Annotated in this window: 10 protein-coding genes and 4 pseudogenes; 3 read left to right on the top strand and 11 right to left on the bottom strand. The window is 59.4% G+C overall.

Annotated elements, in window-relative coordinates; all coding sequences use genetic code 11:
• The 3 genes and pseudogenes from ABUH87_RS10990 to ABUH87_RS10980 all read right to left on the bottom strand — a co-directional run.
• Positions 1-212: transposase zinc-binding domain-containing protein (locus tag ABUH87_RS10990; protein ID WP_367773493.1), on the bottom strand; the 212-nt coding region annotated here is incomplete at its 3' end.
• A gap of 5 nt (positions 213-217) precedes the next feature.
• Positions 218-1,125: pseudogene (locus tag ABUH87_RS10985) on the bottom strand (tyrosine-type recombinase/integrase).
• Between the two features lie 214 nt (positions 1,126-1,339).
• Positions 1,340-1,486 (bottom strand): annotated as a pseudogene (locus ABUH87_RS10980) (SDR family oxidoreductase); the annotation flags it as partial.
• A 253-nt stretch (positions 1,487-1,739) separates the two neighbouring features.
• On the opposite strand from ABUH87_RS10980, the pseudogene ABUH87_RS10975 reads away from it, so the two are divergent.
• Positions 1,740-2,342 (top strand): annotated as a pseudogene (locus ABUH87_RS10975) (DUF4158 domain-containing protein); the annotation flags it as partial.
• Positions 2,305-2,942, top strand: a pseudogene (locus ABUH87_RS10970) (IS630 family transposase); the annotation flags it as partial. The pseudogenes ABUH87_RS10975 and ABUH87_RS10970, both read left to right, overlap by 38 nt.
• Here ABUH87_RS10970 and ABUH87_RS10965 read toward each other — a convergent pair.
• The 3 genes from ABUH87_RS10965 to ABUH87_RS10955 all read right to left on the bottom strand — a co-directional run bounded on the left by ABUH87_RS10965 (position 2,937) and on the right by ABUH87_RS10955 (position 7,147).
• The gene (locus ABUH87_RS10965; RefSeq protein ID WP_367773491.1) at positions 2,937-3,647 is read right to left on the bottom strand and encodes a DUF7986 domain-containing protein; all 711 of its coding nucleotides are present in this window, start codon (positions 3,645-3,647) and stop codon (positions 2,937-2,939) included. The pseudogene ABUH87_RS10970 and the gene ABUH87_RS10965 overlap by 6 nt on opposite strands.
• Before the next feature lie 275 nt (positions 3,648-3,922).
• Positions 3,923-6,088 carry an ATP-binding protein gene (locus tag ABUH87_RS10960; protein ID WP_367773489.1) on the bottom strand — a complete coding sequence of 722 codons (2,166 nt, stop codon included), beginning with the start codon at positions 6,086-6,088 and terminating at the stop codon, positions 3,923-3,925.
• A 423-nt stretch (positions 6,089-6,511) separates the two neighbouring features.
• Positions 6,512-7,147, bottom strand: a complete 636-nt coding sequence (locus ABUH87_RS10955) for a DsbA family protein (RefSeq protein ID WP_367773487.1) — start codon at positions 7,145-7,147, stop codon at positions 6,512-6,514.
• 338 nt (positions 7,148-7,485) lie between these two features.
• Here ABUH87_RS10955 and ABUH87_RS10950 point away from each other — a divergent pair, with 338 nt between their 5' ends.
• The gene (locus ABUH87_RS10950) at positions 7,486-8,079 is read left to right on the top strand and encodes an FxDxF family PEP-CTERM protein (RefSeq protein WP_367773485.1); all 594 of its coding nucleotides are present in this window, start codon (positions 7,486-7,488) and stop codon (positions 8,077-8,079) included.
• Positions 8,080-8,602: 523 nt separating this feature from the next.
• Here the strand turns inward: ABUH87_RS10950 and ABUH87_RS10945 are convergent.
• The 5 genes from ABUH87_RS10945 to ABUH87_RS10925 all read right to left on the bottom strand — a co-directional run bounded on the left by ABUH87_RS10945 (position 8,603) and on the right by ABUH87_RS10925 (position 11,545).
• Positions 8,603-8,797: a hypothetical protein gene (locus ABUH87_RS10945; RefSeq protein ID WP_367773483.1), complete on the bottom strand. Its 195-nt coding sequence runs from the start codon at positions 8,795-8,797 to the stop codon at positions 8,603-8,605.
• A complete protein-coding gene (locus ABUH87_RS10940; protein ID WP_367773481.1) occupies positions 8,794-9,054 on the bottom strand; it encodes a hypothetical protein in 261 nt (86 codons plus the stop codon). The genes ABUH87_RS10945 and ABUH87_RS10940 overlap by 4 nt, the downstream gene beginning before the upstream one ends.
• 378 nt (positions 9,055-9,432) lie before the next feature.
• Positions 9,433-9,720 carry a hypothetical protein gene (locus tag ABUH87_RS10935; RefSeq protein ID WP_367773479.1) on the bottom strand — a complete coding sequence of 96 codons (288 nt, stop codon included), beginning with the start codon at positions 9,718-9,720 and terminating at the stop codon, positions 9,433-9,435.
• 365 nt (positions 9,721-10,085) lie between these two features.
• Positions 10,086-10,376, bottom strand: a complete 291-nt coding sequence (locus tag ABUH87_RS10930) for a type II toxin-antitoxin system YhaV family toxin (protein ID WP_367773477.1) — start codon at positions 10,374-10,376, stop codon at positions 10,086-10,088.
• An 80-nt stretch (positions 10,377-10,456) separates the two neighbouring features.
• The gene (locus tag ABUH87_RS10925) at positions 10,457-11,545 is read right to left on the bottom strand and encodes an IS5 family transposase (RefSeq protein WP_367767718.1); all 1,089 of its coding nucleotides are present in this window, start codon (positions 11,543-11,545) and stop codon (positions 10,457-10,459) included.
• Positions 11,546-11,619: the final 74 nt, after the last annotated feature.

Below are 11,619 nucleotides of genomic sequence, written 5' to 3'. Positions count from 1 at the left end.
GGGCAATGCCGGTTGCGACACGAGTTGTAGGCGATCCGCCAATGCCCGCAGTCGTCGCAGGCCTCGACGTGACCACCCAGAGCGGCGGTGCGGCAGTTCTCGATGGCCGTCATGGCCTTGAGCTGGCCGAGACTGAGATGCCCGGCATGGGCTGCGCGATAGGCGGGCCCTGCACTCCGGAAGATATCGGCGACCTCGAGTGAGGCGCGCACCGCGCTCAGCCGGGGGGTGACCTGCCTTCCATCACGGCAACGATCTGGTCGAGCGGGCTGGTCACTGCCCGCATGGTCTTGCTCGACACCTGAGTGTAGATGCCGGTCGTGTTGATGTTCACGTGTCCCAGCAAAACCTGGATGACGCGGATATCGACGCCCTGCTCGAGCAGGTGAGTGGCGAACGAGTGCCGCAACGTATGCGGGCTTACCCGCTTGTGGATCTCGGCGCGCTCGGCCGCCTCCTGCACCACGCGGTGCAACTGGCGAGCCGAGACCGGATCCGTGCCGCTGCGGCCGGGAAACAGCCAGCCATGGGGCAACATCACCCCGCGGCGTTTGCCTTCGCGCCACCATTGCCGGAGCAAATCCAGCAGGTGCGGTGAGAGAGCATGGCATTGCGGTCCTTGCGTCCCTTGCCCTGCTCGACACGGATGATCATGCGCTCGCTGTCGATGTCATCGACCTTGAGGTGGGCAACCTCCGAGACCCGCAGGCCCGCGCCATAGGCCACGCTGAGGGCTGCCTTGTACTTGATGCCTGGCGCAGCCTCGAGCAGCCGCGCGGTCTCCTCGACGCTCAAGACCACCCGCAACTTGGGCGCGACGTGAATGACGACAAGCCCCAGCGCCATCTCCGGCCGCTTGAGGGTGATACCGAAGAGGAAACGCAGTGCCGACACGGCCCCATTGATGGTCGCGGGGCCAACGGCGCGTTCATGCTGATCCAGCTGGAAGCGCCGAAGATCTTCGAGGGTAGCGGCATCGGGGGGCTGACCGAGAAAAGCAGCGAAGCGCTGAACGTGGCGGATGTAATCCTTCTGCGTGTGCTCCCCAAGGCCACGCATCTGCATATCCTGCAACATCCGCTGGCGCAGTGACGTGTTCGGGGCGGCGGTCGTGACAGTGTCCATCGTGAGTTCCTTTGCGTTGAAGGAACTCCACGATCAGAAGGAGACGCCGCCCTGCCTAAAGCCTGGACAATACTACGCTACGCCACCCCAAGCGACCCTCCCGCGCAGCGGGTTCGTGCTTTGGTCGAGAACGGCCGCTCTCAAGCAACTCGACAATGCCATTTTCCTCCCTCTGCCTATGTAGTTTCGATTGAAATTACGGGTGACCGGCAGGTCAGTACATATGCTGTCCGCCGTTGATGCTAAGCGTCGATCCAGTGACGAAGCCCGCGTTCTCGCTGGCGAGGAACCCGACCGCCCGGGCAATCTCATAAGCGCCGCCGAGGCGCCCGACCGGGATCTTGGCCACGATCTTCTCGAGCTCGGCAACCGATTTGAGGAACTCCGCGCTCGCTCACCGGCCGTTCAACATCACTATGGTTAAGGTCCCAGTTAGATACAGCCCCCCCGGCGTGGCGCGCTCACCCAACTCCAATCGATCAGAGAGGCAAGTCTGTCGAGCGATGAACCTGTCCGCTCGCGGCGCCTCAGCCGTTTACTGTCGAAATGACCACCTAACAGCTGGCGTGCGGTGTGTAGCACTTGCAACGGCACCGCATCTGTCTTGCTTTGGGGCGGATATTCCCTTCATGATAGACGCGGCCGCGAAAACGGCATGGGCGACCGACAAGGGACTGACGATCGCAAACGGCGTCGTCACCGCCTTGCGCAAGGCCAAGATTTTGCTGCCGTCCATCTCCACCATCGAACGAGCAAGCAGCGCGAGACGCGCGCGTGCCCGCAAGCAAGCCGCCTATGCCCTGATCGCCGATCTCAGCATCGAACAGGTCAACGCCCTCGATCAGCTCTTCGACGACGCCGGCGGCATGAGCCAGCTCGCTTTGCTCAAGACCATTCCTATTGCGGCCAGGCCCGATCACATCCGCCAGATTCTCGACCGCCTGCGGCAAGTGCGAAAGATGGGCATCTCTCCGGACGTGGCTGGCCGAATCCATGCGGACCGCTATCGACAATATGTCAGGGAAGGCCATGCATCACCTGCCTATGTGATCCAGCGTTATACCCCGTCCCGGCGACGCGCCACGCTGGTTGCCCTCCTGCTCGATCTAGAAGAACGGCTTACCGACAGCGCCCTGGAGTTGGCGGACAAGCTGATAGGCAGCATCTTTACCCGCGCGAAGAACGCTCAGGCGCGCAGCTATGCATCATGCCCAAAACGAGCTTGCGCTGGAGGCCTTCAAAAGGGGGGCTTTGCCGCCGAGTTGGCAAAGGTCAAAGCAACCCTCCCGAAGGGCACGCCCGTAGAGATCTGGTTTCAGGACGAAGCGCGCATCGGCCAGAAGAACAAGATCACCCGCCGCTGGGCCAGACGCGGGACGCGGCCATCGGCACCAAAGGATCAACGAACAAAATCGACCTACATCTTCGGCGCGATCTGCCCGGAACACGGCAAGGGCGCAGGGCTGGTCCTGCCCTTCTGCAATACCGAAACCATGTCGCTGCATCTGGCTGAGATATCGCTCGCCGTTGCCCCCGGCGCTCACGCGGTCGTGCTGATGGATCAGGCTGGTTGGCACATGACCGACAAGCTGGATGTGCCCGTCAATATCAGCATCATCGCTCTACCGGCTAAATGTCCCGAGCTGAACCCGGTCGAAAACATCTGGCAGTTCATGCGCGATAACTGGCTCTCGAACCGGGTCTTCACCTCCTACGACAACATCGTCGATCACTGCTGCGAGGCGTGGAACAAGCTCATCGATCAACCATGGCACATCATGACCATCGGACGCCGCAAATGGGCCCGTCGGTCATGACCCGCGCACAGGTCTCATTAGTCCAGCATCAGGATTTCGATCGGTGGGGCATCCAAGAAATCGCCCAGCAATCCGCGCATCTGCCCAACCGCTCGTTTCGCGCGGTATGGCCTTAGCCAGACAATCGAGCAGCCACATGTTCGTGAACATTGGTCCCAATGCCCGCAGGAACCCGTCCTGATCGGAGGGGGCCAATCCGGCAGTGTCCTCTATTTCGTCTGCTAATTGGACAAATGCATCGACCACTCGCAGGGCCCCATCCGCGCTGAACGGCAATAGCACTCCAGAAATGCCATAGCGACCATTCAGGTCGACAACCCTCGCAGCGACCTTGTCCCAGTTGACGAGGATCTGGGTCGCGCTGTGTTCCTGAACTGTCACGGGGGGGGCGTCGCGCAGCAGATCGCGCAAGGTCATCGACTGGCCGGGAACGAGCTCACTGACCTCATAGAGCGACATGGCTGTATCGCGTAGCGCACGCATATAGGCTTTGTTCGGCGCCTTCTCGTTCCAACCCCGGCGCTTAAGATAGTCCTCGACCAGATTAAGGCCGTCAGGTTCCAATTCCTGTGTAAGCAAATCTTCAAAGGCGCAGCCCCATAGCGGCCCCTGCCAGTCATGGCCGATGGCATCGAATATAGCGTCGCGCTCAAAACCGGTCGCCTCGCACGCCAGGTCGAAATGTGCGGAAAGCATATCGGCCATTGCTTCATCCCAGGGCGACCGCTCCGCATACTTCATCAGGCCGGAAAGATCGTGAGCGGATTTCGGTCTGGGCATTCAGATGAGGCCTTTCCCCGCCGAGATAGTACATTTCGCAGTAGATGGGCGATCGGCCGACTGATCGGCCAACCCCCTCCTTTACAGAATAGCACTACGGCGTGCGGAGTTTCCGCCGCGGACAGCCAGTTAGTCGATTTCAGCCTTGATTTTGCAATCCGAGAAGGTTCAAGCGGCCATTCCAGAGGTGGTAATCAACATCATGTGGAGACACTCGTCAGTTGCTTCTGCATCGCTGCCAGTCGGGTGGAAAGCTCACTCATGGCGAACGGCTTTGACAACCTTGGAATATCGGCAGGAAGTCTGGCACCTTCGGCATATCCAGAAATGAGAAGCACCGGCAGATCTGGAGCCTTCTGCCGGATCCATCGCGCTAACTCACCTCCGGTCATTCCAGGCATGAGGTGATCCGTCAGCACTAGATCAATATTATTCCCCCGCTCGACAATCTTGGTCGCGTCCTCGGCGCAAGAAGCCTCAATTACGGAATAGCCGAGCTCCTGCAGCATATGAGTGACGGTTGTTCGGACCAGCGGCTCGTCGTCAACAACCAGCGCGGTTTGCAGCTTCAGCTTCTCTGGCTGGGGAGCCGGCGAAGCCATGGATTGCACTTCGTCTTGCGGTTCAGTTTGGGGTAGCCAAAGGTAAACGGTCGTGCCGATTCCTAGCGAACTTTTAATCTGAAGTGCGCCACCTAACTGAGCAGCAAGGCCATGGACCATCGACAGGCCCAAGCCGGTGCCACGGCCGACATCCTTGGTAGAGAAAAATGGTTCGGTGGCTCGTAGGAGCGTAGCCTCATCCATGCCAACGCCGCTATCCTCAACCGAGATGCAGATGTAATTCCCTGCTTGAAGAGCCTCTCGGTCGCTAGCCACGTTCTGTGAGCGGATCGAGATGCGCAGCGTACCGCCGTTCGGCATCGCATCCCTCGCGTTTACACAGAGGTTTAATAGAGCCATTTCAAGCTGGTTGGGATCGGCCCAAGCATAGGTTGGCTCGTCAGCTTCCTGCACACTGAGCTTAGTTTGCGGCCCAGCCGTGCTTCTTACTAAGTCTGCCATACCGTTGATCAGCTTGCCCGCATCCACTGCTACTGGCTGTAAGGGTTGGCGCCGTGCAAAGGCGAGAAGGCGTTGCACGAGCACCCTTGCGCGCTCTGCTGATTGTGCAGCTCCGGCAATCATGCGCTGTTCGCGCTCGTTTCCTACGCCGCGCCGCTGAAGCAACTCGAGGGTCGCCATGATTGGAGTTAGCAGATTGTTGAAGTCGTGTGCCACTCCACCCGTGAACTGACCCATGGCTTCCATTTTCTGGCTTTGGCGGAGCGCGTCCTTAGCTGCCTCGAGATCTCTTTGTGCGCCCACGCGCTCTGAGACATCATAAGCCGTGAGGAAGGCACCTATAACCTTGCCGTGTGAATCCCGCATCGCATCGAAGTGAACTTCATAGTGGGCCTGCTGGTAAGCCGGATCGCCGAATTGGTCGACAATCAGGAACCTTTCTCCACGAAGAGCCCGTTTCCACTGAGCATGGATACGCTCACGGTGCTCTGGGAACGCCGAAAGGAGCTGGAGGAGGTTATCTCCTGCTTCACAGGACCGTCCATAAAAGCGTAAGAACTCCTCGGCTTGCGCGAGGTTGACCGCGAGGATGTTGAGGTCCGGATCGCATGCCATCACGCAGGCAGTCGTGTTGTCTACCACGGCTGCGAGCACTCGGCGTTCGGCAGCGGCTTGCTGCACTCGCTGCTCTAACGTGTCATTTAGTTGCCGAAGCCGCTCTTCGCTCATCCGGAGTGCTGCTTCCTGCTCTAGGCGAGCCCGGGCAGTCGAGAGAAGGCTTGCCAGTGTGGCGAAGAGGTCGAGCGCTTCGTTGCTTAAGAGAGGACGCGTCAAGGACGCGAACGCTATCACGCCGTAGAGTCTATCTTGACTGGCGATCGGAAATCCTGCGAATGCACGAACGCCAGCTTGGCGAGCTAACGCATAGCGTTCTTGAGTGCTATCCTGAAGATTATGTAATATCAACGGCTTGCCTGACTGAGCGACAATGCCGGCCAGCAGGATTTCTAAGGGAGCGTACTCGAGTAATTCGCCGCACTTCCGCCCATTCGTATGCGTCAGTCGGAGATGAGCGCGGTCTTCAGTAATGTCATAGCTGACCCTTTGATCCACTTCCAGGAACTCTGCGACATCCCGAATAACGCCGTCTATTATGGATACAGGATCGTCAGCCGATAGGAGACCAGCTGCCGCACGAGCAATAAGAGCATGGTGCTGTTCCGCAGGTTTCTGAAAGGGAACCTCAGAACAATCTTCACTCATGGCGTGAGAAAGCCAGTGTGTCCAAAGATCCACTCGCATCGTGACATCCTGATCCATCATATATCATATAATTGTTAAGCCAATCATCAGACCTAATTGACTCGCCGGGGCTTCATGTAGGCTGATATGTGACTCGTATAAAGTAGTGAATATTACTATGGCGATATAGTGCAGAGGTAAATTCGCGCCCTTGGCCCCTTAAAAGACCACTTGTAAGGAGGGCAAGTTAAGCTCGTATGCCGTGAGTTCCCGCCTCGATTGGGCGAAAGTGGATTGATCCAGGCAAATGGTGCCTGAGGTAGCCCCGTCTCCTCCCGACACTCTCAGGCATATAATGGAGGCTCGGAGCTATCCCCCGAGCACATGCTTATGTCTGGATGCGAAATTATCGTGAATGGGAACGCTGTTTCTAGTCGGCGGCGGAGAAGCTGCAAAATTGGGCGTGCGACATCCTCTGGGCCTTTAGGTGGCGCTCCGCGCATGGGCGAACAGCCGCTGGAAATCGCTCTCTGAGATCGCGCCGGCTACGAGCTTTGGTCCAGCAAGGTACCCTGGCGTGCCAGTCAGACCGATCTCCAGAGCGTCCCGCCCATTTGCATGTAGCCGTGCAGCAATGCTCTGCTCATTTGCCGTCATATACGCCATCACTCGCTTCCAGTCGCCGCCGGCATCGGTAATAAGGCTTCTCTCGTTGATCCAGTTGCCGGTCATCAACCTTCGGTGGACGGCTGAGTAGATCCCTTGCTCGGCGCTTGCGAGCGCGAGCCGGGCAGCTCGCACGGATTGAGGACCAAGAATTGGCCAGTCCTTGTAAATGACTCGGACGTCACCGTCCGAGCGCACCGCCTTCTCCATTGCTGGGAATGCTCGGCGGCAAGCAGGGCAGAAGTAGTCTGCAAAAACAGCAAGTCTGACCGATGCGTTCCGTGGACCGTCGGTCGGGGACCCTGCTCCTTGAAGTATTCGTTCCACAGCTCCTGATTGGCTAAGATCACGTTCATACAGTGAGGCGCGCGGCAGTACTTGCGAAACGGCCCATCCGCCGACGATTACGACGCCAAGCTGCAACGTTTGGCGTCGGCTGAGCAGTACAGACATCTTCAGCGGTCTGCCAGCGATGATAAGGCGTTATCCATCCGCTGAGTCTAACGAGAGACGATGTCCTATGCCAGAATAGTGGCACAGCCTTAGCGATGGGAGCAGCAGCTTTCAGGGAGATAGCCTCTACAACCTACCGGGATCCGAAATTGGCCAGAAAGGCTGCGAGCATGAGCGCTGAGCATGCTTGAGGAAGGGGATATACCCGATCAGCAGCACTATCAAAGACCCGGCGTACTGGGGATATACCGGAGGAGGACTGTGCCTAGGATCATGGTAATCGCGCGACTGACTCGCAGTTAATGGGGTTTAACCAACCTGGGCGAGTGGGGGTATCTATGAAGAATTTTCTTATTTACGCTGCTGCGGCGGTTAGCTTGGCTGTGTGTGGTTCGGCTAATGCGGCAACCTTCACGCCGGCGGACTGCAAACCGGGTAATATCCATTTCTGCGTCGAGGGTAACGCCCAAGGACCCAACGTGGATGATTATATAACGGGGATATTCACCAATAGCTTCAACAAGGTCACTAAGATAAACGATACCTTCTTGTTCAGGATCGACAAGAACGGCATCGGCAGCGGCGGCCTTCAGACATCGTTCTCCAGCAAGAGCACCCTCCTGACTATTAGTGATTTGATCATCAACGGCGTCTCTTACGCAACTACAATTGTAAAAACAACAGCAGGAACGTCGGTCAACGTTAATAGCGTGGTGATAGATAAGGGGGCGATGAATACTATTCAAGTGCTCGGGAGCTATCAACCTTTATCGAAGGGGGCGCAGGCAAACTACACGGGTAATCTGACCTTCACTGCTGCCGTGCCCGAAGCTTCGACTTGGGCGATGATGATCCTCGGGTTTGGCTTCATCGGTTACGTCGCCCGCCGGCGTAAGGCCGCCCACCGGGTGAATCCCGCGCTCACTGCGTAATCAGAAGGTAGGGTCGCACCTGCGAGGAACTTAAGATCTCGATCCAAACACGAGCAGTTCGCTCGATAGAGGAGGAGAAAGTTCATCATCGCGGACCGGTCCTTACCTGCCCAAGGCTTCCAGAGGGCTCAAGAAGGTGAGCGGGAGGAAGCTCAATGGCAGAACCTGCGTACACGCAGTCTCACCTGGGCACTGGTGGCGAGTTCACACCCAAGCTCCAATGAGAATGGGTGCCTGAACTCGTCCTCGTCGCGAGCGAGGCGGCTGCGAAGTGGATGCTGAGGCGCTTGCAGGTGCCGAAATTCCTCGGCATTCGGCAAACCAACCGAGCTTCGGTGCTCAAGGCGACGCTCCGCACCTCCCTTGCGCAGGTGCTCGGCCGGGGCGGATCCTTTCCTATGAAGAGCGGGTCACGGAGCCGGAGAAGCAGCTCATGCGCCCGTTCCTCCGTCGCGATCCTCTGCTCGTCTCCTCGCCCACTTGGACGAGGAGACGAGCTGCAGCGTCGGAAGTTGGCGGTCCGTTATGCGCCGCTCTCCTCGGCAAGCCTTTCGCGCCAGGCGGCGCGCGCTTCGGCGTAGCCCTTGTCGGAACAAAGACGATGGCAATCGCCCTCGAGATCATTGGTCCCCACCCGGCGCGACAGCACTATGCAGCGCACATGGCTGCCATTGCCCTCGAGCCCGGCAACGCTTGGCACATGCGCCACCAGGATCACGGGAAGCGCTGGCTGACGAAGTGCCTTCGTGCGAAGCCCCGAACACGCTCGTAGTCCGCGTGCCAGGGCTCGTGCGGATCCATGGCCAGCTTGACCTGGATCATGACATGGCGCTCGTAAGGCGGCAGCTTCTCGTCCACCTGCCTGAGCAGGAAGGCCAAGTGCGCGTAGTTGGCCGGTGCGCCGCTATGGAGCATGACCTCTGACTTGGCTGCGTTGCCGAACACCGGATCGTCCCCGGGTTCGATTTTTGCCATGACCCATGAGGCTATGCCCGGGCGCAGCTCGGAACCGTCATACCAATGGCGGGTGAAGGAGAAGCCGGGATCATCGGGATCACGCTGGCGGAAGCTCTTGAGCGTCCCTGAGGATACCGCGAGCTCTCGGGCAAAGCCCCACCCTGGCGTGAGGATTGATCGTGGCAGCCAAGGCCTCGACGCGGCTCTCGACCGTGTGCGTCGTGCACGGCAGGTCAGCTGATCCTCCTCAAGGGGGATTGGCTCGGCAAGTTCTCGCTTCCCTTTGGGTCGTGTAGCTGGATCACCTCACCCATCATCGATTGTTCCGAAGAGCGGCAATGGCCGCCCGTGCCTCCGGCGTGACATAGCTGTCACCGATGGCGCGCTTCAGGTGAATCACGTCATACCTCTTTGTGGCACCGACTGCTGAGAGGGCGTCGAATGCCTTCCGCCGAGCGCGATGATCCGCTGCGCCTGCAGCGCCGCGACCTGATGTAAGGTGGCGCTGTCCCGCGCCCGTCGCAGAACTACGCTGCCAGCGGGCTTGTCGTGACGGGTTCTAAACGGCAGGACGTTGAGGAACGCCGGATCCTCGCTCCCGGCATCCAGCGCCTCCAGTATCGGCCGGACGGCATCGCTGGCAGAGCGCAGCGAGATTACACGGTCGGTTGTCGCCTGGGTCATGGTTCAAGTGTGCACTGGCCAGTACGACACGGGTTGCACGTGGAGGTGGCGGGTCGATGCCCGCCAGCATTAGCTGAATGGGCAGGAGATCATCCTAAGATGACAGACCTCGAACCCACCTTCCCTCACCACCGCGTCAAGCCGCGCTGTCCTCGTTCCGCCAGGTTCCGTCACCAAGGTGGATGACATTGCGGCCATGCGTTCGGTGGCAATGTTCGCATCGCCCTTTCGCCCGACGAAAACGGATCAGGTTCGACAGCTGGGCCAGTCGATAGGGTATAGCCAACGGTGTTCAGGCGCGATCGGCATGACGATTCTATGAGTCAGCCAACTGCGGAACGAAAGCAGAAACTGCGATCCCGCGCCTATTTCCCTTTAGCTTGATCTAGGCGCTTGGTGACCAGATCATCAGATACGGCCTTGAGAAGTGCCTCCCAGTCGTCCGGAGGATCGCAGATGTCGAGCATGCCCTTAAACACGACATAGGCATCGGTCTTTGAGCCGTAGGTCCGCAGGGTCGTCTCATCGTTCACCCAAGCGAAGATGAGCACTTTTGAGCGGCTGTCGTAACGGAAAAACAGGCGGAAGCGCCCGTTGCCAAATGGACGCCTCGAAGAACCGCCTATTTTCGGCGTGACGGCGGTATGATGGCGCACGAAGTGCGGCTCGGCACTGTTTCGGGGCGGTAATCTTCTGAATTTCGTGGTGGCTCAAGGCTCGAAGACCGGTTTCGGCATCATGCGGGCGCAATACGCCCCTCGAGCCAGGTGAGACGCTGGAAGTTATAGGCCAGGTTTGCCATCCCGATCTTGATGCGGGCGCGGGCGATGCCGATGGTGCGAACGACGAGCCCCATGCGGTGCTTTTGGCCGGCGAACACGTGCTCGACGGCTGAGCGGACTGCCGACCGCCTCGCATTGGCTCGCGTGATGCGCTTGGGCATGGGCCGGCGGTGCGGCTTGCGCTGATGGATGTTGCTGGTGAACATGCCTTTGGCCAGGAACGCCTCGTTCTTCTTGGAGCGGTAGGCTGTATCGGCCCATACGCCCGACGCCGTGTTGTCAGGGCTGATGAGGACCGGCAGCCTTGCACCATCATGAGCATTGGCGGCGCTGGCATCCCAGGTGCGGATCAGGCCATGCGTGCGGTCGATGCCTATGTGGTTCTTGTAGCCGAACATCGGGATGGCGAGGTCGACCGGCTTGAACGCCTTGGGATCAGCGCCCTCCTTCACCTTGGCTTTGGTGTACTTGACGCTCCAGCGCGCATCGCGGTCCTTCTGGCGGAGCTTGGCAGGCTTGTCCTTCCAGTGCTCGGGGATCCGGCCTTCCTTGATCGCCGCCTTCTCCTCCTGGGTGTTGCGCTGCTTGGGTGCCGGTACAACCGTGGCGTCGATGATCTGCCCGCCCATGGCGAGATAGCCCCGGTCGGTTAGCGCCGCATTGAAGCGGACGAACAGCCGGTCGATCGCCTTGGCTTTGACCAGCCTCTCGCGGAAAAGCCACACCGTCGTCGCGTCGGGCACCGTGCCGTCCAGCCCGAGCCCCAGGAACCGCTGGAACGAGAGCCGGTCCTTGATCTGGAACTCGGTCGCCTCGTCCGACAGCGAATACAGTGCCTGGAGCACCAAGATCTTGAACATCAGGACCGGATCGAACGGCGGCCTGCCCCCCTTGCCGCGGGCGCTCCGCCGCAGCGCCGCCACCAACGGACCGCGGAAAACCTCGAAGTCGACGACGGCCGTAAGCCGTTCAAGCGGATCGCCCGCGGCGCTGAGCGCCTCGTATCGGTCCGAAAGGTCAAAGAAACCCGGCTGTCCCGCCATCATCGCCTCCGCTCTCACGAAAGGCAGTGAATCAGCTCAGGCCGCTATGCGCCAGAGGTTTTTCGAGGCGTCCA

The organism is Novosphingobium rhizovicinum, assembly GCF_040813635.1.
In the GTDB taxonomy this organism is placed as follows: Bacteria; Pseudomonadota; Alphaproteobacteria; order Sphingomonadales; family Sphingomonadaceae; genus Novosphingobium; species Novosphingobium rhizovicinum.
Note: the sequence above shows the minus strand (reverse complement) of the source record. Positions and strands in the feature narration are given on the sequence as shown.

What these genes read in the sequence shown, in the direction of transcription:
- ABUH87_RS10925 (WP_367767718.1), bottom strand. Translation starts at nt 11,545, where the DNA reads ATGGCGGGACAGCCGGGTTTCTTTGACCTTTCGGACCGATACGAGGCG.
- ABUH87_RS10950 (WP_367773485.1), top strand. Translation starts at nt 7,486, where the DNA reads ATGAAGAATTTTCTTATTTACGCTGCTGCGGCGGTTAGCTTGGCTGTG.
- ABUH87_RS10935 (WP_367773479.1), bottom strand. Translation starts at nt 9,720, where the DNA reads ATGACCCAGGCGACAACCGACCGTGTAATCTCGCTGCGCTCTGCCAGC.
- ABUH87_RS10960 (WP_367773489.1), bottom strand. Translation starts at nt 6,088, where the DNA reads ATGCGAGTGGATCTTTGGACACACTGGCTTTCTCACGCCATGAGTGAA.
- ABUH87_RS10955 (WP_367773487.1), bottom strand. Translation starts at nt 7,147, where the DNA reads ATGTCTGTACTGCTCAGCCGACGCCAAACGTTGCAGCTTGGCGTCGTA.
- ABUH87_RS10940 (WP_367773481.1), bottom strand. Translation starts at nt 9,054, where the DNA reads ATGGCAAAAATCGAACCCGGGGACGATCCGGTGTTCGGCAACGCAGCC.
- ABUH87_RS10965 (WP_367773491.1), bottom strand. Translation starts at nt 3,647, where the DNA reads ATGGCCGATATGCTTTCCGCACATTTCGACCTGGCGTGCGAGGCGACC.